This window comes from Methylobacterium brachiatum (genome assembly GCF_020523825.1).
Taxonomy (GTDB): Bacteria; Pseudomonadota; Alphaproteobacteria; order Rhizobiales; family Beijerinckiaceae; genus Methylobacterium; species Methylobacterium brachiatum.
On record NZ_JAJALK010000012.1, the window covers coordinates 20,553 to 45,800 of the forward strand.

General features: G+C 69.3%; 22 protein-coding genes. 10 read left to right on the forward strand and 12 right to left on the reverse strand.

Annotation, left to right across the window (positions count from 1 at the left end; translation table 11 throughout):
- Window positions 1-120 precede the first annotated feature (120 nt).
- Window positions 121-900, forward strand: a complete 780-nt coding sequence (locus LGR69_RS22740) for an endonuclease/exonuclease/phosphatase family protein (RefSeq protein ID WP_007566806.1) — start codon at window positions 121-123, stop codon at window positions 898-900.
- On the opposite strand, the gene LGR69_RS22745 is transcribed toward LGR69_RS22740, so the two are convergent.
- The 6 genes from LGR69_RS22745 to LGR69_RS22770 all read right to left on the reverse strand — a co-directional run bounded on the left by LGR69_RS22745 (window position 818) and on the right by LGR69_RS22770 (window position 5,066).
- A complete protein-coding gene (locus LGR69_RS22745; protein WP_230367428.1) occupies window positions 818-2,254 on the reverse strand; it encodes a phospholipase D-like domain-containing protein in 1,437 nt (478 codons plus the stop codon). The two genes, LGR69_RS22740 and LGR69_RS22745, sit on opposite strands and share 83 nt — an antisense overlap.
- Before the next feature lie 66 nt (window positions 2,255-2,320).
- A complete protein-coding gene (locus LGR69_RS22750) occupies window positions 2,321-2,635 on the reverse strand; it encodes a hypothetical protein (RefSeq protein WP_007566810.1) in 315 nt (104 codons plus the stop codon).
- 120 nt (window positions 2,636-2,755) lie between these two features.
- A complete protein-coding gene (locus tag LGR69_RS22755; protein ID WP_230367429.1) occupies window positions 2,756-3,562 on the reverse strand; it encodes an enoyl-CoA hydratase in 807 nt (268 codons plus the stop codon).
- A gap of 61 nt (window positions 3,563-3,623) precedes the next feature.
- Entirely contained in the window at window positions 3,624-4,289 is a 666-nt protein-coding gene (locus tag LGR69_RS22760; protein ID WP_230367430.1) for an AAA family ATPase, read from the reverse strand.
- The gene (locus LGR69_RS22765; RefSeq protein WP_007566816.1) at window positions 4,286-4,522 is read right to left on the reverse strand and encodes a hypothetical protein; all 237 of its coding nucleotides are present in this window, start codon (window positions 4,520-4,522) and stop codon (window positions 4,286-4,288) included. Before LGR69_RS22765 ends, LGR69_RS22760 begins: the two co-directional genes overlap by 4 nt.
- 82 nt (window positions 4,523-4,604) lie before the next feature.
- Window positions 4,605-5,066: an AMP-dependent synthetase gene (locus tag LGR69_RS22770; RefSeq protein ID WP_122160483.1), complete on the reverse strand. Its 462-nt coding sequence runs from the start codon at window positions 5,064-5,066 to the stop codon at window positions 4,605-4,607.
- A gap of 273 nt (window positions 5,067-5,339) precedes the next feature.
- Here LGR69_RS22770 and LGR69_RS22775 point away from each other — a divergent pair, with 273 nt between their 5' ends.
- Window positions 5,340-5,750, forward strand: a complete 411-nt coding sequence (locus tag LGR69_RS22775) for a hypothetical protein (RefSeq protein ID WP_007566820.1) — start codon at window positions 5,340-5,342, stop codon at window positions 5,748-5,750.
- Between the two features lie 4 nt (window positions 5,751-5,754).
- On the opposite strand, the gene LGR69_RS22780 is transcribed toward LGR69_RS22775, so the two are convergent.
- Complete coding sequence (locus tag LGR69_RS22780; RefSeq protein WP_007566822.1) at window positions 5,755-6,444, reverse strand: uracil-DNA glycosylase; 690 nt, start codon at window positions 6,442-6,444, stop codon at window positions 5,755-5,757.
- 250 nt (window positions 6,445-6,694) lie between these two features.
- Between LGR69_RS22780 and hemH the strand changes: the two genes are divergently transcribed.
- Window positions 6,695-7,777, forward strand: a complete 1,083-nt coding sequence (gene hemH / locus LGR69_RS22785; protein WP_007566825.1) for a ferrochelatase — start codon at window positions 6,695-6,697, stop codon at window positions 7,775-7,777.
- A 94-nt stretch (window positions 7,778-7,871) separates the two neighbouring features.
- Window positions 7,872-8,030 carry a hypothetical protein gene (locus LGR69_RS22790; protein ID WP_163006024.1) on the forward strand — a complete coding sequence of 53 codons (159 nt, stop codon included), beginning with the start codon at window positions 7,872-7,874 and terminating at the stop codon, window positions 8,028-8,030.
- A gap of 246 nt (window positions 8,031-8,276) precedes the next feature.
- Here the strand turns inward: LGR69_RS22790 and LGR69_RS22795 are convergent, their stop codons facing one another.
- Window positions 8,277-9,188, reverse strand: a complete 912-nt coding sequence (locus LGR69_RS22795; protein ID WP_007566832.1) for a peptidylprolyl isomerase — start codon at window positions 9,186-9,188, stop codon at window positions 8,277-8,279.
- Window positions 9,189-9,436: 248 nt separating this feature from the next.
- On the opposite strand from LGR69_RS22795, the gene secA reads away from it, so the two are divergent.
- The 6 genes from secA to LGR69_RS22825 all read left to right on the forward strand — a co-directional run bounded on the left by secA (window position 9,437) and on the right by LGR69_RS22825 (window position 21,015).
- Complete coding sequence (gene secA, locus LGR69_RS22800; protein ID WP_230367431.1) at window positions 9,437-12,331, forward strand: preprotein translocase subunit SecA; 2,895 nt, start codon at window positions 9,437-9,439, stop codon at window positions 12,329-12,331.
- Window positions 12,332-12,344: 13 nt separating this feature from the next.
- Window positions 12,345-13,016, forward strand: coding sequence for a dethiobiotin synthase (gene bioD / locus LGR69_RS22805; RefSeq protein WP_230367432.1), 672 nt, complete (start codon window positions 12,345-12,347; stop codon window positions 13,014-13,016).
- Between the two features lie 249 nt (window positions 13,017-13,265).
- Window positions 13,266-15,212 (forward strand): potassium transporter Kup, encoded by a 1,947-nt coding sequence (locus tag LGR69_RS22810; protein WP_230367433.1) that lies wholly within the window; start codon window positions 13,266-13,268, stop codon window positions 15,210-15,212.
- Window positions 15,213-15,349: 137 nt separating this feature from the next.
- Window positions 15,350-16,750, forward strand: coding sequence for an adenosylhomocysteinase (ahcY, locus tag LGR69_RS22815; protein WP_007566841.1), 1,401 nt, complete (start codon window positions 15,350-15,352; stop codon window positions 16,748-16,750).
- Window positions 16,751-17,142: 392 nt separating this feature from the next.
- A complete protein-coding gene (locus tag LGR69_RS22820) occupies window positions 17,143-19,695 on the forward strand; it encodes a sensor histidine kinase (RefSeq protein WP_091862577.1) in 2,553 nt (850 codons plus the stop codon).
- Window positions 19,696-19,782: 87 nt separating this feature from the next.
- Window positions 19,783-21,015 carry an MFS transporter gene (locus LGR69_RS22825; protein WP_230367434.1) on the forward strand — a complete coding sequence of 411 codons (1,233 nt, stop codon included), beginning with the start codon at window positions 19,783-19,785 and terminating at the stop codon, window positions 21,013-21,015.
- A 186-nt stretch (window positions 21,016-21,201) separates the two neighbouring features.
- Here the strand turns inward: LGR69_RS22825 and tolB are convergent, their stop codons facing one another.
- The 4 genes from tolB to tolQ form a co-directional block, all read right to left on the reverse strand.
- Window positions 21,202-22,548, reverse strand: a complete 1,347-nt coding sequence (tolB, locus tag LGR69_RS22830; protein ID WP_007566848.1) for a Tol-Pal system beta propeller repeat protein TolB — start codon at window positions 22,546-22,548, stop codon at window positions 21,202-21,204.
- Window positions 22,549-22,613: 65 nt separating this feature from the next.
- Window positions 22,614-23,915: a cell envelope integrity protein TolA gene (gene tolA, locus LGR69_RS22835; protein WP_007566850.1), complete on the reverse strand. Its 1,302-nt coding sequence runs from the start codon at window positions 23,913-23,915 to the stop codon at window positions 22,614-22,616.
- Between the two features lie 10 nt (window positions 23,916-23,925).
- Window positions 23,926-24,372, reverse strand: a complete 447-nt coding sequence (locus LGR69_RS22840; protein WP_007566852.1) for an ExbD/TolR family protein — start codon at window positions 24,370-24,372, stop codon at window positions 23,926-23,928.
- A gap of 25 nt (window positions 24,373-24,397) precedes the next feature.
- Window positions 24,398-25,114: a protein TolQ gene (tolQ, locus tag LGR69_RS22845; protein WP_007566854.1), complete on the reverse strand. Its 717-nt coding sequence runs from the start codon at window positions 25,112-25,114 to the stop codon at window positions 24,398-24,400.
- Window positions 25,115-25,248: the final 134 nt, after the last annotated feature.

Here is a 25,248-nt window from a genome sequence, read left to right on the forward strand (position 1 = left end):
AAAGCGGCCAGCCTCCGCAAAAGCAGATCGGGCTCGCCCCCAAGCGAACGCCCGAGCTTTCGGCGCGTTGAAGCGCGGCGGTGGCGCCAGAACCACCCGGTGAGGTACGAGTCCGGCCCGATGAACAGCTTCGCCCATCCGGACCGCTCCGGCCTCGCCACGGCGCTTCCGATCCGGCCGGTGGAGCGCGCGCACGCGCCGTTCAAGATCGTGAGCTGGAACCTGCTCCGACGCACCGGCGCGGCGGTGGACGACGTCGTCGCCCTGGTCGCGCAGGAGAAGCCGGACCTTCTGCTCATGCAAGAGGCGACCCGGGCGATCGGCTTCCTGCAGGACCGGATCGGCGGCCATTACGCCTGGGCACCGTTGCCCGGGCGGATCCACGGCCTGGCGATGTGGAGCCCGAAACCGTTTCCGAATGCGCCGCGGGTGATCACGCTCCCCTCAGGCGCCCTGGTTCACCGGGTCTGCCAGGTGCTCGATCTGGGCGAGTTCGGCGTCGCGAACGTCCACCTGTCGCACGGGCAGATGCTGAACCGGCGCCAGCTGCGCCGCATCGTCGGCGAGCTGCCGCCGCGGGCCGCGGTGCTGGGCGATTACAACATCGTTGGCCCGGCGCTGATCCCGGGCTTCCGCGATGTCGGCCCCCGGAGGCCGACCCACGCGATGGTCGACGTGCTGCCGCTGCGGCTCGACCGGTGCCTCGCCCGCGGCATGATCTGCCACGAGCATGCCGTGCTGCCGCGCGGCCCCTCCGACCACCGGCCGATCGTCGTGCATCTCGGGCCGGCGCCGGAAGCGCACGCGCCCGCGCGCTTCAAAGGTATGGCAGCAGCAGTCGCACGGCTGCGTCGCGCAGACGGATCGGCAAAGCGCGCGCGGCGAGATCCTCACGGCTGAGCCGTGATTCCATCTTGCCTTGCATGAAGGCGTCGAGCTGGGCCGCGAGGTCGGCGTCGATGATCTCGACGTTCAGCTCGAAATTGAGCCGGAAGCTGCGCATGTCCCAGTTCGCGCTGCCGACGAAGCACCAGACGTCGTCGACCACCATGGCCTTCGAATGGTCGAAGGGCGGCTCGTCGAGCCAGACCCGCACCCCGGCGCGGAGCAGCGGGTCGAGATGCGCCCGGGTCGCCCAGTCGATGAACGGATGGTCGCTCACCCGCGGGATGATCACGTCCACGATGATGCCCCGGGTCGCGGCCTGCGCGAGCGCGCCGGTCACCAGTTCGTCGGGCAGGAAATAGGGGGTGACGAACCGGACCGTCCGGCGGGCGCAGGCGAGCGCCTGGAGGATGACCTGCTCGATCTTCTCGACATCCGCGTCCGGCCCCGAGGTGACCACCCGGGCGACGCTCTTGCCCACCGGCTGCAGGTCGGCGAGCCACGGCTCGGAATCGAGGATCTCGCCGTCCACGAAAGCCCAGTCGGCCGCGAAGGCCACCGCGAACTGCTCGACGACAGGCCCGCGGAGACGGAAATGGGTGTCGCGGATCGGATGCTCGGGCTTCAGGGAGACCCGGTTCGGTTGCGAGATGTTGAGGCCGCCGGTGAAGGCGACGCATCCGTCGATGATCAGCAGCTTCTTGTGTGAGCGCAGATTCAGGAACGGCATCCGCCAGGGCAGCGCCGAGTGCATGAACAGGGCCGCCGGGATGCCGAGGCTGGTGAGCCGGTGATAGACCGGCGCGCGAAAATAGCCGCCGCCGATCCCGTCGATGATCACGCGGACCTTGACGCCCCGGGCCTTCGCCTCGGCCAGGGCATCGCAGAACGCGCGGCCGGTGGGATCGTCGCGGAAGATGTAGCTCGAGAGCCCGATGCTGGCCTTGGCGTCATGGATCGCCGCCAGCATGACCGGATAGGCGGCGTCGCCGTTGCGGAACATCTGCACGTCGTTGCCCGTGAAGGCCGGGAGCCCGGTGATGCGCCGGATCGCCCGGTCCAGGGGCCAGAGCGTCTCGGGCACCACGGCATCGTCGGTATCGGGCAGCTGGGTCGCGTCGGAGGGCTTCGTGCGCAGCTTGCGCGCCCGGCGCGAGACGCGGTTGATGCCGAAGGTCAGGTAGAGCGCGGTCCCGAAGATCGGGGAGAGCCAAGCCAGCCCGATCCACCCGACCGCGACGCTGACCCGGCGCTTGCGCAGCAGGGCGTGCAGGGTGACGCCGATCGCCAGGGCGAAGCCGATGAGCGCCGCAACATCCGCCCGCAACAGCGCGGTGGATTGCAGCCATCGATACAGGGCGTCTTCCAAGGTCTCGGCATCCGGTTCGCGTCAGATGGCGCCGGATATAGCTGAAGGAAACGCCGAGGCGCGGATTTAATACGGCCGGAGGGGCGGCTGTGCGCCGGTATCGGCGGTTCCGAGGGGCCGGGCGCAGCGATACGGCCCGCTGCCGTCGAGCGCCGCGTACAGGATCCGGCCGCCATCCGCGATGCAGCGCGCCTTGGCCTCGGCATAGGGCCTGTGGAAGCTCCAGATCGTGATCATCGGGCCGACCGTGCCGAGGCAGACGCCGCCGAACAGCAGGGCGGCGGCCCAGGTCGCGCGGTCCGGACGCGGACGCGGCGGCCGGGGCGGCGGCATGGTGCCGACGAAGGCCAGGGTCAGTCCGAACAGGTCGATCGCGCTCATCAGCCGTTCCGCATGGAGGTGCCGAGCCCGGCAGGACAGGATATGCCGTCATCCTAGGGCAGGGCGCCCCCGGAACCTACGTATCCCGACGCGGGGGACCTGCGTCGTATCGCGCGGGGCTCACGGCTCCCAGCGCGGCGACCGCTTGGTGAGGAACGCGTCGATGCCCTCCTGGGCGTCGGCCATCATCATGTTCCGGGTCATGATTTCGGCCGTGTAGCCATAGGCCTCCTCCAGGCCCATCTCGATCTGCCGGCCGAACGCCTCCTTGCCGATCGCCAGGACCCGCCGCGCCTTCCCGGCGATGGTTTGGGCCATGGCGTTCACCGCCCCGTCCAGTTCGGCTGACGCCACCACGCGGTTGACCAGGCCGATCCGCAAAGCCTCCTGCGCACCGACCGGCTCGCCGACCAGCAGCATCTCCAGGGCGGCCTTGCGCGACACGGCCCGCGACAGGGCGACCATCGGGGTCGAGCAGAACAGGCCGATCTGCACCCCCGGCGTGGCGAAGCGGGCCTCCTCGGCGCAGAGGGCGAGGTCGCAGGTGGCGACGAGCTGGCAGCCCGCCGCGGTGGCGATGCCGTGCACCTGGGCGATCACCGGCTGCGGCAGGCGCGTCAGGCTCAGCATCAGGCGGGCGCAGGTGCGGAACACCGCCTCGGTCGCCGCCCGGGAGGGATCGGCGCGCATCTCCTTGAGGTCGTGCCCGGCGCAGAAGGCCGGGCCGGCCCCGCGCAGGATCACGACCCGGACCGCAGGATCCTCCCGGATCGCGTCGAGCGCGTCCTGGAGCGCGGTCATCAGCGCCATCGACAGGGCGTTGCGCGCCTGCGGACGGTTCAGCGTCAGGGTCGCGACGCCGTCGGCATCGTGGCGCAGCAGGACGGGCGCGTCCGTTGAGCTGGGGGCGGCGAGGGCTGCGGACATGGCGATATCCTAAAGCGCGCCGCGCGGGTGCGCATCAAGGCGATTCCGCGGAGGACGCGGATCACCGCTCCGGTGGGCCGCCGTCGAAGGGGTCCGATTGCGATCCGGCGTCGCCGTATGCGTCATCAAGCGTTTCCTCGGCTGGACTCTGCCTCAAGGCGACCGGGATCGCGGCCCTGGCCCCGTGCGGCAAGCTACGGCTGACCAGCTTTGTGTGGTCATTCTCGCGGCTCAAGATCAGCCTGCATCGCTTGCCGCTATTGTCAAACACCAAGCTTAGCTGAGCGATCCGCATGGCGTCTGGCAGGTGCGCCATGCTGCGTGCAAAACGGCGCTCGAGATCGGCGGCGGGAACCGGATGCCCCCCGCGTTTCACGCGCTCAGCTACGCGACTGCGCGATTGTATGATGCTGCCAATCCCTACGAAGACCAGATTGACCTTGAACCCGTGATCGCGGGTCTCGGCCATGAAGGCGCGCTCGCTGCAACCAGCCAGCGTCGTCTCGATGCCGAAGCTCTGGTGGGCATCTCGCAAGGCCTGCCGGCGTTCGATGGCGAGACGGCCCGCCCGGGCCGCCACACTTGGGTCACCACCCCGGCCGCGTGCGATCTCCCGTGCAATGTCGTCCGGACTTACCACCTCGATACGTCCGCATGCATAACGGCGCGCCAGGGTCGATTTGCCGGCGCCGTTCGGCCCGGCAAAAACCCAAAGCTGCGGCGTCATAGATCGCGGATGACTTGGTCGCCCGCCTCGTCGAATCGGACCAGCTCCCGCCGTCCGCCGGGGTATTCTTTAACGAGCAGGCCTTCGGGCGTATCGCCCTCGACGTAGTAGACCGGAAAGCCGGCTTGCAGATGCTCCCGGGCCGCCGCACCATCGTCGTGCCGCGCGTTCAGGAGGTCTCGCCAGAGGCTTTCGCTCGTATCAACGGGCTTCGTGGCTTTTATCGCTGTCATGGAGGAACCCTCCGACCGGATCTGCGACAAGCCTACCACGGAACCGCGAAGCGTGCCCTTTCGAGGTCGCCGAGAGCGCCCCTCAATCCTGCTCGGCGAGAGCGAGATCCAGGCTGGCGAAATCGGCGCCCGGGCCGTTCCACCACACGCTCGGATAGGAGGGCAGCCGGCCCATCACGCCGGCATAGGCGTCCGCCAGAGCCGTATCGATGATCACCAGCGTCGCGCCGGAACGAGCCAGGCTGTCGGCCAGCGCCTCGCCGCGGCGGCTGCCGTCGAGGGCGAGGACGCGGACCCCGATCCGCGCCAGGCCGAGGCGCATCGCCTCCGCCTGGCTGAGGTCGCGGACCAGGAGGGCGACGGTCTCGCCGGCGCGCAGGCCCTCGGCGAAAGCCCAGTGGGCGACCCGGTTGGGGCAGATCGCCGGGGTGGCGCGCCGGTCGCCTGAGGCGAGGCCGAGCCCGGATCGGAAGCGCCGATCGGGATCACGCGGGCCCGGCGCCGGGACCGGAATGTCTGCGACAGTGGAGTTCACGCCAAACATACGCTGCGAACCGCCTGGATCTGGATAAACGGTGGACCTTGGCGTGACGCGCGCAGGTTAACACTCTGTCTCACGTTCGCAGATCTCCGGAACACTGGCCGTTTTTCAGGGCTCCGGACGGCCGGGACTGCGCCTATGCCGAATCGATGATGAACGGGGCAGAGCGATTTGGAGGCAAATTCGGTCGCATTGGCCTCGGGCGCCGGCCGGCCTATCTCCCGCTCGGAGCGGGCGACCCGGAAGAGGTTGCCCCGACTGAGGAAACACCCACCCATGCGCCAGATCGCCCCCTACGCGGCCGCCTTCGCTCTCACGCTTGCAGCCCTGCCGGCGCAGGCGCAGATCCGCAACGCGCCGTCCCCGCGAGCCCTGGAATTTGCCGCCTACATCTTCGCGGCCTCGAATGTCTGCGGCTACCGGATCGGCAACGAGGCCTTCGAGGGTCTCCTGGCGAAGCAGAACGTGCGGGTCGACGACGTCCAGCCGCGGGGCCCGTTCGGCAACCGGGTGCAGACGATGTTCACCCTGATGTCGAATCAGATGGCCCAGAACCGCGACCAGGCCTGCATCGCGGTGGCCGGCGAGTACGGACCGGAGGGTGCGATCACCAAGAACGTCCTGCTGCCGGCCGGTCCGACGACCGGCGCCCCGGCCCCGACGGAGCCGGTCAAGCCCGCGCAGTGATCGTTCAGCCCAGGCGCCACGCGATCGGCGACACCCCGCGCTCGGCCAGCCAGCCATTGGCGCGGCCGAACGGGTCGGAGCCCGGGAAATCCCGGGCGCGGTTGAGCGGGGAGGGATGCCCGCTCTCGAACACGCCGTGGCGGCCTGAATCGATCAGCGCCGTCCGGGCGCGGGCCTGGGCGCCCCAGAGCAGGAAGACCGCCGGCTCCGGACGGGCCGAGACCGCGGCGACCGCCTCGTCGGTCAGAGCCGACCAACCGTAGCGCAGATGCGCGCCGGCCTTTCCGGCCTCGACGGTCAGCGCGCTGTTCAGGAGAAGGACGCCCTGGCGGGCCCAGGGGGTCAGGTCGCCGCCGGCAGCCCGTTCCGAGCCTGCCTCCGCGAGGATCACGCGCAGGGACGCGGGCAGCCGGCCGGAGCCGACATACGAGAAGGCCAGGCCGTTGGCGTCGCCGGGCGTCGGATAGGGATCCTGCCCCAGGATGACGGCGCGCACCGCCGGCAGCGGCGTCTCTGTCAGCGCGCGGAAGATGTCGGCCGGCGCCGGCAGCACCCGCGCGCCCTCGGCGATCCGGGCATCGACCCGGGCCGCTACGGCGTCGGCCGCACCGCCGGCGAAGAACGGCAGCGCCAGCCATGGCGATCCGGAGGCGCGGAAGGCCGCCAGCGCGGCGGCCACGGGGGTGTCGGTCATCGGGTCTCGCCGGGTCGGACGATGCGCTCCGCGGTTGCGGGGCACCGGCGCCATGATTAGGGAGAATGGGTCGGCCCCGCGCCAGCGCGTACGGTCCAGCATGTCGCAGCCGGCCTTCGCTGAGCGGGCGGACACCCTACATGGGGCGGACGCGATACCGAACACCCCGGTTCAGGCCCAAGCGCGTGCGCCGGCTGCCGGGTATCCGAAGCCAGAAGAAGGACTCGGCGCGCGGCGCCGGAACGCTGCCATGAACGAACGCGTCGAACCCGCCGCGCTGGCGGATGGCCGGCCCCTCTCGACCCTCGTCCCCGCCGCGGGCGGCCTTCCGGCCGACCACCCGAAGGTGGCCTGGGGCCGCGTTGGCGTGCTGCTGATGAATCTCGGCACCCCCGAGGGCACCAGCTACTGGCCGATGCGCCGCTATCTCAAGGAGTTCCTGTCGGACCGCCGGGTCATCGAGGTGCCCCGGCTGATCTGGTGGCCGCTCCTCAACCTGATCATCCTGACCAAGCGCCCGGGGCCGAAGGGTCGCGACTACGCCAGCGTCTGGAACAACGAGCGGAACGAGGGTCCGCTCAAGACCATCACCCGCGGCCAGAGCGAGCGCCTGCAAGCCGCGATGGGCGATTCCGTCGTGGTCGACTGGGCGATGCGCTACGGCAAGCCGGAGGTGGCTGAACGCCTCCAGGCGCTGCTCGACCAGGGCTGCGACCGGATCCTGCTGGTGCCGCTCTACCCGCAATATGCGGCCGCGACCTCGGCCACCGCCTGCGACCAGGCGTTCCGGGCGTTGATGGACATGCGCTGGCAGCCGACGGTGCGGGTGTCGCCGCCCTATCACGACGACCCGGTCTACATCGCCGCCATGGCCGATTCGATCCGCGAGGGCCTAGCCAAGCTCGATTTCGAGCCCGAGGTGATCCTGACCTCGTTCCACGGCGTGCCGCGCAGCTACCTGCTCAAGGGCGATCCCTATCATTGCCAGTGCCACAAGACCGGACGTCTGATCCGGGAGGCCCTGGGCATGTCGCCCGAACGGATGCGGGTGACCTTCCAGTCGCGGTTCGGCAACGAGGAATGGCTCAAGCCCTACACCGACGAGACCGTGACGGAGCTGGCGAAATCCGGCGTCAAGCGCATGGCGATCGTCGCCCCCGGCTTCACGGCGGATTGCCTGGAGACGCTGGAGGAGCTCGACGGCGAGAATCGCCATTATTTCGAGGGGAACGGGGGCGAGCGCTTCGCCTACATCCCGTGCCTGAACGATTCCGATCTCGGCATGAAGGTGATCGAGAACGTGGTGCGCCGCGAGCTTCAGGGCTGGCTCTGACGCGAAAGCGCCGCGACGCCGCTTGCGGTCGGGCCCGGCCGGCCTATCATCCTCCGAAGCTGGACGGTTTTCAGATCCGGCGTCGGAGGATCACATGGCGTTCTTCATCGGGATCGCGTGTCCCTGGCTCCTGATCGCGGTGCTCGACCGGATCGCCGAAGGCCGCCGCACGGCCGAGCTCGCCGCGCTCGGCGTCACCGCACCGACGGCCGCCGCCCGGTCCGCCTACCTGCATCCCGACCGGCCGTATTGACGAATCCGGGCGTCCGGAATCGCCGAACGTCTGAGACTGTGAGAGTTCTCCGGTCGTTCGACCACCCTCCTTGTCATCCCGGGGCCGCGACGCGGAGCCCGGGATCCAGCAACGCAGGTTGAGCAGACTTGGCGCTGTCGGCGGCTCTGGATTCCGGGCTCGCCTGCGGCGCCCCGGAATGACACGGTGATTTAACTTGTCCCCCTCCTAACCGGAGGAGGGGGAAAACCGGCCGCCCCTACCCGATCACGGCTTCTTCGTCTCGGGCGCCGGCTGGGCTGCGGCGGGCGCCGCGTCGGTGCGGTCGATCTTGGCGTCGGCGCGCAGCTTCAGGATCAGGTCCTGCTGGGCCTTGCGGACTAGGTGCTGGTCGATCTGCTCCTTCAGCTCGTCGAAGGTCGGCTGCGGCTTGGTGCGCTTCTCCTCGACCTTGATCACGTGCCAGCCGAACTGGCTCTTGACCGGGTCGGAGACCTGGCCGGGCTTCATCGCGAAGGCGGCGTTGGCGAAGTCCGGGACCATCCGCTCCTTGGTGAACCAGCCGAGATCGCCGCCCTCGGCCTTGGAGCCCGGGTCCTTCGAGGTCTCGGCGGCGACCTTGGCGAAGTCCTCGCCGCCCTTGATCCGCGCGGCGATCTTCTTCGCGTCGCCCTCGTTGTCCACGAGGATATGGCGCGCATGCACCTCCTCCTCGGGCTTCATCAGCTTGACGGTCTGGTCGTAGATCGCGTGCTCGGCCTCGGGGGTGACCGCGCGCTTGGCCTCCTGCTCCAGGTAGTCGTCGAGCAGGAGCTTGTCCCGAAAATAGGCGAGCTTGCGCTTGAACTCCGGCGTGTCGCCGATCTTGGCCGCCTCGGCGGCCTGCGCGCCGACCCGCAGGTCGACCATGTAATCCACCAGCAGGGACTTCTTCTGCGCCTCGTCGACGCCCGGCAGCGACAGGGCCGGGTCGTCCGACGCGATGGCCAGGTCGCCCTGCGTGATCGGCTTGCCGTTGACGCTGGCCACCACGGTGTCGGGGCTCGGGGCGGCCGTGTTGGCCGCGGGCGTCGAGGTCTGGGCCGGGGCCGCCTGGGGCGCCTGGGCCAGCGCGACACCGGGCATCGCGAGCATCAGGGCGAGCGCGCTCGCGCGCCGGAGGAGGGCGGTGTTCGGCATGCTGGCGTGGTCCTCGGCTGACGTCCCGGCGCCGCCCCGGTGAGGCCGGGCGGCGCGCCGCGGCACAGGTGGCGCGCGTCGCACGAGAAGGCAAGCGCTGCCGTTTCACCCGTCCTGAGCCCGATGGATCTGAGGCTGCCTCTTTCAGGTGCGCCGGCCGATGTTTACCTCTATAAGCCCGGCCAACTCCGCCAAGGCCGGCCCGCCACGTTCACCCGTGGGCGGGCTCGCGCGTCCGCAGGTCAACGATGCTCGGCTCCATCGCCAAGAAGATTTTCGGCTCCTCCAACGACCGGCGCGTCAAGGGCTATCGCCCGCGCGTGGCGCAGATCAACGCGCTGGAACCGGAGATCCAGGCCCTGTCGGACGACGCGCTCCGGGCGCGCACCGACATGCTGAAGGCGGAACTCGCCGCCGGCAAGAGCCTCAACGACATCCTGGTCCCGGCCTTCGCGACGGTGCGCGAGGCGGCCAAGCGCGTGTTCGGCCAGCGCCATTTCGACGTGCAGCTGATCGGCGGCATGGTCCTGCACGAGGGCGGCATCGCCGAGATGAAGACCGGCGAGGGCAAGACCCTGGTGGCGACGCTGCCGGTCTACCTGAACGCCCTGGAGGGCAAGGGCGTCCACGTCGTCACCGTGAACGACTACCTCGCCTCCCGCGACGCGGAATGGATGGGCCAGCTCTACCGGTTCCTGGGGCTCACCGTCGGCACCATCGTGCACGGGCTCGACGACGAGCAGCGCAAGGCGGCCTATGCCTGCGACATCACCTACGGCACCAACAACGAGTACGGATTCGACTATCTCCGCGACAACATGAAGTACGAGCTGTCGCAGCTCGCCCAGCGCGGACACAACTTCGCGATCGTCGACGAGGTCGACTCGATCCTGATCGACGAGGCGCGCACGCCGCTGATCATCTCGGGCCCGGTGGACGACCGCTCCGAGCTCTACGTCTCGGTCGACGCGATCATGCCCCGGCTGGTGCGCGAGCATTACGACCTCGACGAGAAGCAGCGCACGGTCTCGCTCACGGAAGCCGGCAACGAGTTCGTCGAGGTGACCCTGCGCGAGGTCGGCCTGCTCAAGGACGGCGACCTCTACGACGCCCACAATGTCAGCCTCGTCCACCACGTGAACCAGGCCCTGCGCGCCCACACACTGTTCACCCGGGACAAAGATTACATCGTCAAGAACGACGAGGTGGTGATCATCGACGAGTTCACCGGCCGCATGATGCAGGGCCGGCGCTACTCGGAGGGCCTGCACCAGGCGCTGGAGGCCAAGGAGCGGGTGACGATCCAGCCCGAGAACCAGACGCTCGCCTCGATCACCTTCCAGAATTATTTTCGACTTTACAATAAACTGGCGGGCATGACCGGCACGGCCTCCACGGAAGCCGACGAGTTCGCCGAGATCTACAAGCTCGACGTGGTCGACATCCCGACCAACAAGGAGGTCGAGCGCGTCGACGAGGACGACGAGGTCTACCGCACGGTCGCCGAGAAGTACGACGGCATCATCGCGGAGATCGACAAGGCGCATAGCCGGCACCAGCCGATCCTGGTCGGCACCGGCTCGATCGAGAAGTCCGAGCACCTGGCCGAGATGCTCAAGAAGCACGGCTACACGCTGCTCGACTATTCCGATCCGAACGCGCTGACCGACGTCTACAAGGCCGCCCGCGAGGGCCGGGTCACCAAGCGCTTCGCCGTGCTGAACGCCCGCTTCCACGAGCAGGAGGCCTACATCGTCGCCGAGGCCGGCGTGCCGGGCGCGATCACCATCGCCACCAACATGGCCGGCCGCGGCACCGACATCAAACTCGGCGGCAACCTCGAGATGCGGATCGAGAAGGAGCTCGGCCACCTGCCGGACGGGCCGGAACGCGACGCCGCCATCGAGGCGATCAAGGCCGAGATCGCCGACAACCGCGCCAAGGTGCTGGCCTCGGGCGAGCCGGCCGACCCCGCCGCCGGCCGCAAGAAGGCCCTGCCGGGCGGCCTCTACATCATCGGCACCGAGCGCCACGAGTCGCGGCGCATCGACAACCAGCTCCGCGGCCGCTCCGGCCGCCAGGGCGATCCCGGCCGTTCGAAGTTCTACCTGTCGCTTCAGGACGACCTGATGCGGATCTTCGGCTCCGACCGCATGGACGGGATGCTGCAGAAGCTCGGCCTTGAGCAGGGCGAGGCGATCATCCACCCCTGGATCAACAAGGCGATCGAGAAGGCGCAGCAGAAGGTCGAAGCGCGCAACTTCGACATGCGCAAGAACGTGCTCAAATACGACAACGTCATGAACGACCAGCGCAAGGTCGTGTTCGAGCAGCGCCGGGACTTCATGGCCCAGGAGAGCGTGCGCGAGACCGTGGACGAGATGCGCGAGGGCGTGATCGACGACCTCGTCGCCCGCTACATCCCGCAGAACGCCTATGCCGAGCAGTGGGACGTCGCCGCCCTGCACGAGCAGGTCCGCGAGGTGCTCAACCTCGATGTCCCTGTGGAGGATTGGGCTAAGGAAGAGGGCATCGCCGACGAGGAGATGCGCGAGCGTCTGCTCAAGGCCGCCGAGACCGCCTATGCCGAGCGGGCCGAGAAGAACGGCACCGAGATCACCGCCTATATCGAGAAGCAGGTCCTGCTCCAGACCCTGGATCACCTGTGGCGGGAGCACCTCGTGACCCTCGACCACCTGCGGCAGGTGATCGGCTGGCGCGGCTTCGCCCAGCGCGATCCGCTCAACGAGTACAAGTCCGAGGCGTTCGACCTCTTCAACAACCTGATCACGGCCCTGCGCGAGCAGGTGACGACGCAGCTCTCCCGCGTCGAGATCGTGCACCAGCAGCCCGACCAGCAGGCCTTCCCTGGCGGCACCCCGGAACTGCCCCCGATGTTCGCCCAGCATCTCGACCCGGTCACCGGCGAGAACGAGATGGATTATGCCGGGCGCGGCTCGGGCAGCGATGGCGGCGGCGGTCCGGCCTACGGCTACGCCGCGCAAGGGCTCGCGGCCGACGGCGCCGTGCTGGAACGCGACCCGAACGATGCCACGACCTGGGGCCGGGTTGGGCGCAACGAGCCGTGCCCCTGCGGCTCGGGCAAGAAGTACAAGCACTGCCACGGCACCTTCCAGGCCTGAGGCGGCCCGCCCCATGGCCGCCCGCGCGGTCTTCGTCGCCGGTGCCGGCACCGAGATCGGCAAGACCTACGTTACCGCGGCGCTGACCCGGCGCCTGCGGGCGCAGGGTCGGCCGGTGCGGACGCTGAAGCCGCTCGCGAGCGGCGTGCCGCCGCTGAGCGACCCGGCCTTCGCGGAGAGCGACACGGCCCGGCTGCTCGACGCGCAGGGCCTCGGTATCGACGACGAGACGGTCGAGGCCTGCTCACCCTGGCGGTTCGCGGCCCCGCTCGCCCCCGATCAGGCCGCGGTGCTGGAGGGCCGGTCCCTGGCGCTGCCCGACCTTATCGGCTGGTGCCGGGCGCAGATCGCCCACGGTGACGGAACCCTGATCATCGAGGGTGTCGGCGGGGTCATGAGCCCGGTCACCGAGGCGGCCACCGGGCTCGACTGGCTCAAAGCCCTCGACGTGCCGGCGGTCCTCGTCTCCGGCAGCTATCTCGGCGCGATCAGCCACGCGCTCACCGCCCGCGAGACCCTGCGCCTCCACGGCATCCCGCTCCTCGCCATCGCGGTGAGCGAGAGCGAGGGGGCTCCGGCACCGCTCGCCACCGTGGCCGCGTCGATCACGCGCCATGCCGGCGTGCCGGTCTTCGGCCTTCGGCGCGGCGAAGCCTGCCCCGAGGCGTTGGCCGATCTGGTCTGACCGGGCCTCGTCCATCGACCGGGCCAATACCTCTACCGTCATTGCGAGCGCAGCGAAGCAACCCAGTGTGGCGAGCGCTCTCAGTTCGTTGCGCATCCCTGGGTTGCTTCGCTCCGCTCGCAATGACGTGAGCGTCGAGGACAAGCTCTTCCTCCGCAAACGGATCCGGCCACGCCGGCTTCCACTTCGACGGCCGGCGCTCTACCTGTCCGGCCAGGGCGAACGATGTAATCCCGCGGGAGCCGTGCGTTGAGTCAGTCCCTTGCCCCCGCGGCGGCGCCGGGTTCCCAGGCCGGTGCCGGCGACGAGCCCGCGTCCCAGAAGGGCCGGCTCAAGCCGGCGCTGATCTTCGGGGCGCTCGGCGTCGTCTACGGCGATATCGGGACGAGCCCGCTCTACGCCTTCAAGGAGGCCGTGAAGGCGGCGACCGCGGGCGGCGCCGCGGTGCCGGCGGCCGCCACGGGTGCGGTATCGTTGATCCTGTGGGCGCTGATCCTGATCGTGTCGCTGAAATACGCGGTGTTGATCCTGCGCGCCGACAACAAGGGCGAGGGCGGCATCGTCGCCATGCTGGCCTTGCTCGGCGCCCGACAGGCCCGCCACGGGACCTGGAAGGCGGCGCTGCTGGTTGTCGGGCTGATCGGCGCGGCCCTGCTCTACGGCGATGGCGCGATCACCCCGGCGATCTCGGTGCTCTCGGCCATCGAGGGGTTGAAGGTCGACGCGCCGGCCCTCGGCCATTTCGTCGTGCCGATCACGATCGCGATCCTGGTCGCGCTGTTTTCGGTCCAGCACAAGGGCGTGGCGGCGATCGGCCGGGTGTTCGGCCCGGTGATGCTGCTGTGGTTCGTGGTGCTGGCGGCGCTCGGGATCGGCGGCATCCTGCACAAGCCGGAGATCCTCGCCGCGGTGAACCCGCTGCGCGCCGTCGACTTCATGCTGCATGCCGGCTGGCACGTGAGCTTCGCCATGCTGGGCGCCGCCTTCCTGGCGGTGACCGGCGGCGAGGCGATGTATGCCGATCTCGGCCATTTCGGCGCCATGCCGATCCGGGCGGCGTGGTTCGTCCTGGTCCTGCCGGCGCTGGTGCTCAACTATTTCGGCCAGGGCGCCCTGCTGCTGGCTTCGCCGGACGCGATCGAGAATCCGTTCTTCCGGCTCTGCCCGGATTGGGGCCATTACCCGCTGATCGCGCTGGCGACGCTCGCCACGATCATCGCCTCGCAGGCGATCATATCGGGCGTGTTCTCCCTGACCCAGCAATCGGTGCAGCTCGGCTTCCTGCCGGCGATGCGCATCGTCCAGACGGCCAAGGAGGAGCGCGGCCAGATCTACGTCCCGATGGTGAACTGGCTTCTCGCCGCCGCGACCCTGATCGCCGTGGTGATGTTCGGCTCCTCCGACGCGCTCGCCGGGGCCTACGGAATCGCGGTCTCGATGCTGATGGGGATCACCACCCTGCTCGCCGCGCTGATCGCGCTCCGCTGGGGCTACAACCCGATCCTGGTTTTCGCGGTCAACGGCCTGTTCCTCGCCATCGACGCGGTGTTCTTCGCGGCCAACAGCGTGAAGATCCTCGAGGGCGGCTGGTTTCCCCTGGTGCTCGCCGGCCTCGTCGCCCTGATGATGCTCACCTGGAAGAAGGGCAACGAGCTGGTCGAGGAGGCCCGGGTCGCCCTGCGCCTGCCGGAGGATGCCTTCCTGGCTGGGCTCCAGCACCGGGAGTTGCTGCGCCTGCCCGGCACCGCGGCCTTCCTGTCGGCGGCCGAGCACGGGATCCCGCTCCACCTGTCGCGCTTCGTCGAGCGCAACCGCGCCCTGATGGAACGGATCCTGATCATCACCGCCCTCTACGAGGAGACCCCGACGGTCCCGGCGGAACAGCGCGCCCACGTGACGATCCTGGCGCCGGACTTCTACCGGGTGATCCTCCGCTACGGCTTCATGGAGGAGGCCTCGATCCCGGAGGGGCTGGCCTGCGCCGTCGCCTCGCGCCACCTGCCGGCGCACGTGATCGAGGACATGACCGTGTTCGTCGGCCACGAGACCATCATTCCCCGGAGCGACAAGCGCGGGATGGCGCCCTGGCGGGAGAACCTGTTCGCCTTCATGCAGCGCAACGCCGAGCGCACCGGCGCCTTCTTCGACGTGCCGACGCGGCAGGTGGTCGAGGTCGGCACCGAGATCGAGATCTGAGGCTTCGGAGAGCCGCCGGGAACCCCCGCGCAGACTGGAACGCATAAAGACATGTTTATGTCTTGATTGCTTCGTATCCCGCGAAGTGGTAGGGGCTGGCCCCGAACCGCAACGCGAACACACGGAGCCGCCGACTCATGGCCAAGGATTATATCGTCAAGGACATCGGGCTGGCCGATTACGGCCGCAAGGAGATCTCGATCGCCGAGACGGAGATGCCGGGCCTGATGGCGGTCCGCGAGGAGTACGGCGCTGCGCAGCCCCTGAAGGGCGCCAAGATCGCCGGCTCGCTCCACATGACGATCCAGACCGCCGTGCTGATCGAGACCCTGAAGGCACTCGGCGCCGACATCCGCTGGGTCTCCTGCAACATCTACTCGACCCAGGACCATGCCGCCGCCGCCATCGCGGCCGCCGGCATCCCGGTCTTCGCCGTGAAGGGCGAGACCCTGGAGGAGTACTGGGACTACACCTCGCGCCTGTTCGATTGGCATGACGGCGGCATGCCGAACATGATCCTCGACGACGGCGGCGACGCCACCATGTTCGTCCATCTCGGCCTGCGCGCCGAGAACGGCGACACCGCCTTCCTCGACAAGCCGGAGAGCGAGGAGGAGGAGATCTTCTTCGCGCTGCTGAAGAAGAAGCTCGCCGAGAAGCCGAAGGGCTGGTTCGCCGGCCTCGCCGACAGCATCAAGGGCGTCTCCGAGGAGACCACCACGGGCGTCCACCGCCTGTACGTGCTGGCTAAGGAGGGCAAGCTGCTCTTCCCGGCGATCAACGTGAACGACTCGGTCACCAAGTCGAAGTTCGACAACCTCTACGGCTGCAAGGAGTCGCTGGTCGACGGCATCCGCCGCGGCACCGACGTGATGATGGCCGGCAAGGTCGCCATGGTCGCGGGCTTCGGCGATGTCGGCAAGGGTTCGGCCGCGTCCCTGCGCAACGCCGGCTGCCGCGTGCTCGTGTCGGAGATCGACCCGATCTGCGCGCTCCAGGCCGCCATGGAGGGCTACGAGGTCGTGACGATGGAGGACGCCGCCCCGCGCGCCGACATCTTCGTCACCGCCACGGGCAACAAAGACATCATCACGATCGATCACATGCGGGCCATGAAGGACCGGGCGATCGTCTGCAATATCGGCCACTTCGACAACGAGATTCAGGTCGCCGGCCTGAAGAACCTCAAGTGGTCCAACATCAAGCCGCAGGTGGACGAGATCACCTTCGCGGACGGCCACCGCATCATCCTCCTCTCGGAGGGGCGCCTGGTGAACCTCGGCAACGCGACGGGTCACCCGTCCTTCGTGATGTCGGCCTCCTTCACTAACCAGACGCTGGCCCAGATCGAGCTCTGGACCAACCCGGGCAAGTACCAGAAGCAGGTCTACACCCTGCCCAAGACCCTCGACGAGAAGGTCGCGGCGCTGCACCTGGAGAAGATCGGCGTGAAGCTCTCGAAGCTGCGCCCCGATCAGGCCGCCTATATCGGCGTCTCCGAGTCCGGCCCGTTCAAGCCCGAGCATTACCGCTACTGAGCCGGCCTCGGCCGGTGACACTTCCGGTTCGACGCCCGTCGAACCGGAAGTTGAATTCCCGACCGACGGGACGGTAGCCGGCGCGGCTTTGGCCGCTGCGATCACGAACCAAAAAGGGCCCGGCGCGCTGCGTCGGGCCCTTTCGTTTGTCAAGCCATTCCGGGCCCGACACACTGTGTCTTCTAAGTGTCGTTAACGGATGATTGTGAGCCGTCGGCGTATAGCCACGCTTCGTTCCCCTTCCGGGTGGATTCCGCAGCACGTTAAGGTGCGGGCGAATCTTAGATCGGTGGGTCCGCAACGGTTCGGGAGAATCGCCTGCGGGGACGGTGCGTTCTGCGCCGCGCGGTTGCACGCGCATTCGGATCGCCAGGGGTGGGGGCAGGGCTATCATGGGTGTCGGTCGTGCCGCGCACGTTCGAATCTGCGTGGGTGCGCTCACATTGACGGCGGCGAGCGCTGCGCTCGCCGAACTGCCCGAAACCGCGACCGCGCACGCGCCGCGTGAGATGCACGGCGTCGCCGCCCTGGCGATCTTCGGCGGCCTCGTCGCCTTCGCGGTGATTCTGTCGCTGCTCCACCTCTACGAGCGCAGTCGCTGGACCCGCCGGGAGCGCGAGCTCGCCGGCGCCCTCGACGTGCTGCGTGGCGCCCATGACCGCGCCGAGATGCTGCTCAACGCCGAGCGCCAGATCATCGTCACCTGGGACCGGCGCAGCGAGCCCGTGGTCGAGGGCGATATCAGCCTGGCGATCTACGGCGAGCGGCCGACCTCCGGCTATGCCCGCCGGGTCCTCGCCTTCGGCACCTGGCTGGTCGCCTCGGATGCCGCCGCCGTCGAGGCCGCGGTCGAGACCCTGCGGGCCCGCGGCACGAGCTTCACGCTGAGCCTGCGCACCCAGACCGGGCGCAGCATCGACGCCCATGGGCAGGCGGTGGCCGGCCGGGCGCTCCTGCGCCTGCGTGAGACCAGCCAGGAGCGCTGCGAGATCGCCGACCTGCGCGCGACCCTGGACGAGACCCGCCGCGGCCTGTCGGCGCTGGCCGGCCTGCTCGACGCGATCCCGCAGCCGGTCTGGCGCCGCAACCGCGAGGGCGGCCTGAGCTGGGTCAACGCCGCCTACGTGGCGGCCGTGGAGGCGGAGAGCCGCGAGGCCACGTTGGACCGCGGCATCGAGCTGTTCGACCGTCCGGCCCGCGAGGCCATCGCCCGGGACGAGGCGGCGCGGGCTGCCGGCCTGTCCCGCAGCGTCCCGCGGCTCTCGGCGGTGATGGCCGGCAGCCGGCGCATGCTCGACGTCTTCGAGACCACCCTGGACAGCGGCCGCGTCGGCATCGCCATCGACGTGTCCGAGCTGGAGAGCGTCCGCGCCGACCTGCAGCGCCAGATGAACGCCAACGTCCGCACCCTCGACCAATTGCCCACCGCGGTGGCGATGTTCGACGTGTCGCAGCGGCTGATCTTCCACAACGCCGCCTACCGGCAGCTCTGGGACCTCGATCAGGCGTTCCTGGACAGCCGACCCTCCGACGGCGAGATCCTCGATCACCTCCGGGCCGAGCGGAAGCTCGAGGAGCATGCCGATTTCCGCGGCTGGAAGCAGGGGGTGCTGGCCGCCTACCGGGCCGCCGAAGCCAACCAGAGCTGGTGGTACCTGCCCGACGGGCGCACGCTTCGGGTTGTCGCCGACCCGAACCCGCAGGGCGGCCTGACCTATCTGTTCGACGACGTCTCCGACAGCCTGAACGCGGAATCCCGCTACAACGCCCTGCGCCGCCTCCAGGCGGAGACGCTCGACACCCTCGCCGAGCCGGTGGCGGTGTTCGGCGCGGACGGCCGCATGACGCTCGCCAACCGGGCGTTCTGCACCGTGTGGCGGCTCGATCCGGCGGCCGTGGAGGAGCGGCCGCATGTCGATGCCGTCATCGAATCCTGCCGGTCGCTCGCGCCCGCCGAGGAGCCCTGGCTCGACATCCGCGACGCGGTGGTCGGCCTCGAATCCCGCACCGCCCGGTCCTGCCGCCTGGAGGTGGTGGACGGCACCGTCCTCGATTGCGCCGCGCAGCCGCTGCCCGAGGGCGCGACCCTGCTCACCCTGATCGACGTCACCGCGAGCGTGAATGTCGAGCGGGCGCTCACCGAGAAGAACGACGCCCTGGAGAAGGCCGCGCAGCTGCGCGACACCTTCGTGCACCATGTCTCCTACGAGCTGCGCTCGCCGCTCACCAACATCATCGGCTTCACCCAGCTGCTCGGCGACGAGACGGTGGGCGCGCTCAACGACCGGCAGCGCGAATATTCCGACCACATCATGCGCTCCTCGGCGGCGCTGCTTGTGATCATCAACGACATTCTCGACCTCGCCTCGATCGATGCCGGCTCCCTGGAGCTTCAGCGCGAGGAGGTCGACGTCCAGTCCACGATCGAGGCCGCCGTGCGCGGGATCGAGGATCGGCTGGCCGAATCCCACATCACCCTCGCGCTGGACGTGCCGGAGGATATCGGCAGCGTCCACGCGGACGGAAAGCGCGTGCGCCAGATCCTGTTCAACCTGCTGTCCAACGCCGTCGGCTTCTCGGATGCCGGGCAGCGCGTCGAGGTCCGGGCCCGCCGGGAGGCCCACGATCTGGTCCTCAGCGTGCGTGACCACGGCCGCGGCATGCCGCCCGAGATCGCCGATTCGGTCTTCAACCGCTTCGAGAGCCACACCCTGGGCACCCGCCATCGCGGGGTCGGGCTCGGCCTCTCGATCGTGCGGTCCTTCGTCGAACTCCATGGCGGGCGGGTCCATCTTGAGACCGCGCCCGGGGCCGGGACCCAGGTGACCTGTACCTTCCCGCTTTTCCCTCTTGAGGGCCCGCGTCTCGATCACCGTGAGGCGGGCCGTCCCTTCACCCTCCAGCCCGCCACTGCAACGCGCAAACCCGGCTTGGCACTCCACTAGCGGGTGCAGCGAACAGGCTCGGCCGTTTCTCCGATCCGGCCCCTGCGGCGGACTTGATTAATCCCCCGGGCGGGATCAGCAGGGGGCATGTCCGCGCATGATCGTTCCGGCTGGGCCGTCTTCGGCATCGGCGATTTCCGCCTGTTCGGTTCGGCCCGCTTCCTCACGGGCCTCGCCTATCAGATGCAGGCGGTGGCGATCGGCTGGTTCGTCTACGACCTGACCCATTCCGCCCTGGCTTTGGGCCTCGTCGGGCTGGCGGGCTTCCTGCCCGCGGTGGTCTGCGCCCTGATCACCGGCCATGTGGCGGATGCCTATGACCGGCGCCTGGTCGGCGCCGCGGCCTTCGGCCTCCAGAGTCTGGCGAGCTTCGGCCTCCTCGCCTATGCGCTGGCCGGCCTCCAGGCGGTCTGGCCGATCTACGCCCTGGTGATCGTCGTCGGCACCGCCCGGGCCTTCGCCAACCCGGCCCTGCAAGCGCTTCTGCCGACCCTGGTACCGGGCCCGCAATTCGGCTTGGCGATCGCCTGGAACGCCTCGCTCTGGCAGAGCGCCTCGGTGATGGGCCCGGCGCTGGGCGGGCTGCTCTACGCCCTCGGGCCGTCGGTCGTGTTCGGCGGCGCGACGGCGAGCTTCGCCGTCGCCAGCCTGCTGACGGCCCTGATCCGCTTCCGGCCCGCCGCCGTGACCGAGCGGCCGCCGATCACCTGGGCGGCGCTCTCGGCCGGCATCGGCTACATCCGCTCGCAGCCGGTGGTGCTGGGCGCCATCAGCCTCGACCTGTTCACGGTCCTGCTGGGCGGCGCGACCGCGCTCCTGCCGATCTATGCCGGCGAGGTGCTGCATGTCGGGCCCCTGGGCCTCGGGGCGCTGCGGAGCATGCCGGCCTTCGGAGCCGTCGCCACGGCGGTGCTGCTCGCCTATCGCCCGCTCCGGCGCCATGCCGGGGTGCGGATGCTCCGGGCGGCGGCCGTGTTCGGCGCCGCGACGGTCGTGTTCGGCCTCTCGACCTCACTGCCCCTGTCGATGGCCTGCCTGTTCGTCACGGGCGCTGCCGACATGATCTCGGTCTATGTCCGCCAGACCTTCGTGCAGGGCGAGACCCCGGACGCCATGCGCGGCCGGGTCTCCGCGGTGAACACCGTGTTCATCGGGGCCTCGAACGAGCTCGGCGAGTTCGAATCCGGCCTGCTCGCCGCTGCGATCGGGGCGGTCCCGGCGGTGGTGGCGGGTGGTGCCGCGACGATCGCCGTCGCGCTTCTCTGGGGCCGGTTCTTCCCGGCCTTGAAGGCGCGTGATCGGTTGCTGGTGCAGGGGTAGCCACCGATTCGTCAGCGACCCGCGATTATCCATATTCAGCCGTCCGCGGCTCGAAGCACGGATAAGGCCGGTACCATCAGTGACTTAAACGATAGCTTTGCCGCATGGAGAGAACGTCTCTCTCCGAACACTGCCCTTCGACGATTGGAGCCCGACTGGTAGCCGGGCTCCAAGATCCCAGAAGACTCAGCGGCCCGCGAGCAGCGGCGACCAGGTCGGGTCGGAGGCGTAGGAGGGGGTCGGGATCGGCTGCTCCACCTTGCCGGTGATGTCGACCATGAACAGCTTGCCGCCGCCCTGGCCGCCCGGATCGCGGAAGAACAGCACGTACTGCCCGTTCGGCGCGAAGGTCGGGCCCTCGTTGTGGTAGCCCTCGGTGAGGACGCGCTCGCCGGTGCCGTCGGGCTTCGACACGCAGATGGCGAAGCCGCCGTTGCGCTGGCGGGTATAGGCGATCAGGTCGCCGCGCGGGGACCAGGCCGGCTGTGAGGCCGAGCCGGCGCCGAAGGTGATCCGGTGCGGGTTCGAGCCGTCCGCACCCATCACGTAGACCTGCTGCGAGCCGCCGCGATCCGATTCGAACGCGATCTGCGAACCGTCCGGCGCGTAGGTCGGCGAAGTGTCGATCGCCATGCCGTTGGTCACCGAGTGCTGGGCCTTCGTGGCGATGTCCATCGTCACGATGTCGGCGTTGCCGCCCTGCTGCACGCTCATCACCAGGCGGCGGCCGTCCGGCGAGAAGCGCGGGCTGGCGCTCATCGAATCGACGTTGCCCAGCGCCTGGCGGGCGCCGGTCTCGAGGTTGATCACCTGGACGCGGGGCTGGTGCCCGGTGGCCTGGGACATGAAGGCGATATCCTGCGTGGCCGGCGAGTAGCGCGGGGCGACGATCGAGGTCTCGCCGCTGGTGATCGCCCGGACATTGGCGCCGTCCTGATCCATCACCATCAGGCGCTTGCGGCGGTTCTCCTTGGGGCCGCTCTCGTCCACGAAGGCGATGCGGCTGTCGAACCACGGGCCGAGGCCGGTGATCTTGGTGTAGACCGCGTCCGAGATCAGATGGCCGGTGCGCCGGGCATTGGCGGTGTCGGTGCCGTATTGCTGGCCGGTCATCTGCTGGCCGGAGGTCACGTCCCAGAGGCGGAACTCGACCTTCAGCTTACCCGACGGGTCGCGGGAAACGCGGCCCGTCACGAGGCCCTGGACGCCGGTGGCGCGCCACTTCTCGAAATTCGGCGCGGCGTCGAAGTTCGGCTGCTCGGGGAAGCGCGCATGGTCGAGGGGCGTGAAGTAGCCCGACCGGCGCAGGTTGTTGGTGACCACGCCGGAGACGAGGCCGCCGAGGCTCGGATCGCCGCCGAAATCCGCGATCGCGATCGGCATCGGCTGGAAGCTGCCGCCGCCGATGCGCAGCTGCAGCTGCGCCTGGGCCGGGGCCGCGAAGCCGAGGGCGACCGCGAGGAACGCCAGCAGCGCGACCAGGCGCGCGGCGAGGGGCGCCGGAAGAGGCCCGGCGGAGGGAAGGTTCTGCATGGGTCGGATCCGAGTGACGATCAGACGGGGGAGGGGGATGACGGCAGGCTGCGCGGACGGCGACCTCAGGTCGCCGTGAATTCGAACTCCGCGTTGATGGCCTTCCAGTCGTTGTAATACGGCGCGTAGGTGGCCGGAATGTTATACGGCGCGCAGCGGCGCACCGCCCGGAGCGCGGCTTGCGCGATCGACTGGTCCACGGCGCTCGAACCGCCCCGCATGATCCGCGGCTCGGTGCTGAGCGAGCCGTTCGGGTTCAGGCGGATGTCGAGCACCGGCAGGACCACCCCCTGGGCGGCGCCGGGGGGCGCGGAGTAGCAGCGCTCGATCTGCTGCTGCAGCAACCCGACCAGGGCGTCGCGCAGGGACGGCGACAGGCGCTGCGCGGTGCCGGTCGCGGCGCCGAGGGCCGCCACCTTCTGCACCGTGTGGCCGGTCGCGCCGGTGGATTGCGACGGCACCTTCGACGCCAGCATCGAGCGGATGTCGCCCGCGTTGAACTTGTTGGCGAGCTCGGCCTGCTTGCGTGCCTTGGCCTCGCCGTCGGCCTTGGCCTTCGCGTCCGCCATCGCCTTGGCCTTCGCCTTGGCGGCGGCCTCGGCCTTGGCGGCGGCTTCCGCCTTCTCCTGCGCGGCCTTGGCCTCGGCCATCTCCTTCTGCCGCTCGGCTTCCGCCTCGGCCTTGGCTTCGGCGGCCTTCCTGGCGGCTTCCCGAGCGGCCTCGGCCTTGGCGGCATCCGCCTTGGCCTTAGCCTCGGCTTTCGCGGCGGCGGCCTTCGCGGCGGCGGCCGCAGCTTCGGCCTCCTGCCGCTCGATCAGCTTGTCGAGCTGCTCGCGCTTCTCGGCTTCGGCCTTCGCGGCCGCCTTCGCCTCGGCCTTGGCGGCCGCGGCCTTCTCGGCGGCGGCAGCCTTGTCGGCCGCGGCTTTCTCGGCTGCTTTCTCCGCGGCCTTGGCGGCGGCCTTCTCGGCCTCGCGCTTCTCCTGGGCGGCCTTGGCGGCTTTGGCCACCTCCTGCGGATCCGGCTCGGCGCGCAGGGGCATCTCCTCCGCGTTGGCGAGCTTCATCTCGGCCGTGCGGGTCGGGGCGGTCGGCGCGTCGGTCTTGGCGTTCTCGGGCTCGCGATCCTCGACCTTCTCGGCCTGGCGATCGGCCCGCGGCTGGGCGTTGGGCATCGGCTTGTCGGCCTGGCGCTCGCCCTTGGTGATCTCGGAGAACTGGTTCTCGGTGATCACCTCGACCGGCACGCCCTCCTGCGCCTCGGGCAGGGCCGGAGCCGCCACGCTGAACAGCGCGAAGGCCAGCAGCGCCACGTGGGTGCCGGCGGAGATCCAGACACCCGGTTCCTTGCGGTCGAAGTGGAACTCCACGGTTCAGACCCTACTGATGCTCAGGCTCGGTCACGAGGGCGACCTTCTTGAAGCCGCCGCCGGTCACGATCGCCATCACCTGGGCGACGCGGCCGTAATCGACCCGCTTGTCGCCGCGTACGAACACGCGCTCCTCGGTGCCGGTCTTGGCCGTCTCGAGCAGCTTCGGGATGATTGTGTCGTCGGTCAGCTCGTCCTCGCCGAGGAAAACCTGGCCGGTCTGCCGGATCGAGAGCGTCACCGGCTTCACGTCGGAATTGAGCGGCGACGCCTTGGATTGCGGCAGGTCGAGGGGCACGCCCACCGTCATCATCGGCGCCGCGACCATGAAGATGATCAGCAGCACCAGCACGACGTCGATGAACGGCGTCATGTTGATCTCGTTGATCGGCCCGCCGCGCCGGCCTCTGCGCCGCCGCCGCTTGCCGCCGTGGGATGCTCCCGCCGCCATGCTCATGGATCAATCTCCTGGATCGGCCCGGTCAGGCGGCGAGCGAGAGGCGCTCGTCGATCTGGCGGGAGAGGATCGCGGAGAACTCGTCGGCGAAACCCTCCAGCCGCGATTGCGACTTCGAGACCTCGGCCTGGAGCTTGTTGTAGGCGAGCACCGCGGGAATCGCGGCGAACAGGCCGATCGCGGTGGCGAACAGGGCCTCGGCGATGCCGGGGGCCACGACTGCGAGCGAGGTGTTCTTGGAGGCCGCGATCGAGGTGAAGGCGGTCATGATGCCCCAGACCGTGCCGAACAGGCCGATATACGGGCCGGCCGAGCCGATCGAGGCGAGGAACAGCAGGCGCGATTCGAGCCGCTCGACCTCCCGCTGGATGGTGACGTCGAGCTGCTTCTCGATGCGCTGCGACAGGGACTGGACCTGACGGCCCGAGCCCTCGAACGAGCGCTTCCACTCGCGCATGGCGGCCACGAACACCGCGGCGAGCCCCGTGGCCGGGCGGTCGTTGAACGAGCGGAACAGCTCCTCGAGGGAGCGGCCGGACCAGAACGCATCCTCGAACGCGTCCATCTCGGCCTTGGTACGGCGGAACAGCAGCGTCTTGTCGACGATGATCGACCAGCACCAGATCGAGGCGCTGAGCAGCCCGATCATCACGATCTTCACGACGAAATGGGCTTGCAGGAACAGCCCGAGCAACGTCATGTCGGCGACAGGCGCGGCCTGCATCGCGTCGGCTGGGTTCATCCGTCGAGATCTCCTGCTCCGGATCGCGATGCGCCGGGCGAGGCCCGCGTCCGCCGGATCCGTGAGCGATATCAATGCTATCGCCCGCGAATCTGTCGAAAGTAAGGGCCGTCTTCGCGCCGGGACTCACGGCA

What these genes read in the sequence shown, in the direction of transcription:
- LGR69_RS22740 (WP_007566806.1), top strand. Translation starts at nt 121, where the DNA reads ATGAACAGCTTCGCCCATCCGGACCGCTCCGGCCTCGCCACGGCGCTT.
- LGR69_RS22750 (WP_007566810.1), bottom strand. Translation starts at nt 2,635, where the DNA reads ATGAGCGCGATCGACCTGTTCGGACTGACCCTGGCCTTCGTCGGCACC.
- LGR69_RS22755 (WP_230367429.1), bottom strand. Translation starts at nt 3,562, where the DNA reads ATGTCCGCAGCCCTCGCCGCCCCCAGCTCAACGGACGCGCCCGTCCTG.
- LGR69_RS22760 (WP_230367430.1), bottom strand. Translation starts at nt 4,289, where the DNA reads ATGACGCCGCAGCTTTGGGTTTTTGCCGGGCCGAACGGCGCCGGCAAA.
- LGR69_RS22765 (WP_007566816.1), bottom strand. Translation starts at nt 4,522, where the DNA reads ATGACAGCGATAAAAGCCACGAAGCCCGTTGATACGAGCGAAAGCCTC.
- LGR69_RS22770 (WP_122160483.1), bottom strand. Translation starts at nt 5,066, where the DNA reads ATGTTTGGCGTGAACTCCACTGTCGCAGACATTCCGGTCCCGGCGCCG.
- LGR69_RS22775 (WP_007566820.1), top strand. Translation starts at nt 5,340, where the DNA reads ATGCGCCAGATCGCCCCCTACGCGGCCGCCTTCGCTCTCACGCTTGCA.
- LGR69_RS22780 (WP_007566822.1), bottom strand. Translation starts at nt 6,444, where the DNA reads ATGACCGACACCCCCGTGGCCGCCGCGCTGGCGGCCTTCCGCGCCTCC.
- hemH (WP_007566825.1), top strand. Translation starts at nt 6,695, where the DNA reads ATGAACGAACGCGTCGAACCCGCCGCGCTGGCGGATGGCCGGCCCCTC.
- LGR69_RS22790 (WP_163006024.1), top strand. Translation starts at nt 7,872, where the DNA reads ATGGCGTTCTTCATCGGGATCGCGTGTCCCTGGCTCCTGATCGCGGTG.
- LGR69_RS22795 (WP_007566832.1), bottom strand. Translation starts at nt 9,188, where the DNA reads ATGCCGAACACCGCCCTCCTCCGGCGCGCGAGCGCGCTCGCCCTGATG.
- secA (WP_230367431.1), top strand. Translation starts at nt 9,437, where the DNA reads ATGCTCGGCTCCATCGCCAAGAAGATTTTCGGCTCCTCCAACGACCGG.
- bioD (WP_230367432.1), top strand. Translation starts at nt 12,345, where the DNA reads ATGGCCGCCCGCGCGGTCTTCGTCGCCGGTGCCGGCACCGAGATCGGC.
- ahcY (WP_007566841.1), top strand. Translation starts at nt 15,350, where the DNA reads ATGGCCAAGGATTATATCGTCAAGGACATCGGGCTGGCCGATTACGGC.
- LGR69_RS22820 (WP_091862577.1), top strand. Translation starts at nt 17,143, where the DNA reads ATGGGTGTCGGTCGTGCCGCGCACGTTCGAATCTGCGTGGGTGCGCTC.
- LGR69_RS22825 (WP_230367434.1), top strand. Translation starts at nt 19,783, where the DNA reads ATGTCCGCGCATGATCGTTCCGGCTGGGCCGTCTTCGGCATCGGCGAT.
- tolB (WP_007566848.1), bottom strand. Translation starts at nt 22,548, where the DNA reads ATGCAGAACCTTCCCTCCGCCGGGCCTCTTCCGGCGCCCCTCGCCGCG.
- LGR69_RS22840 (WP_007566852.1), bottom strand. Translation starts at nt 24,372, where the DNA reads ATGAGCATGGCGGCGGGAGCATCCCACGGCGGCAAGCGGCGGCGGCGC.
- tolQ (WP_007566854.1), bottom strand. Translation starts at nt 25,114, where the DNA reads ATGAACCCAGCCGACGCGATGCAGGCCGCGCCTGTCGCCGACATGACG.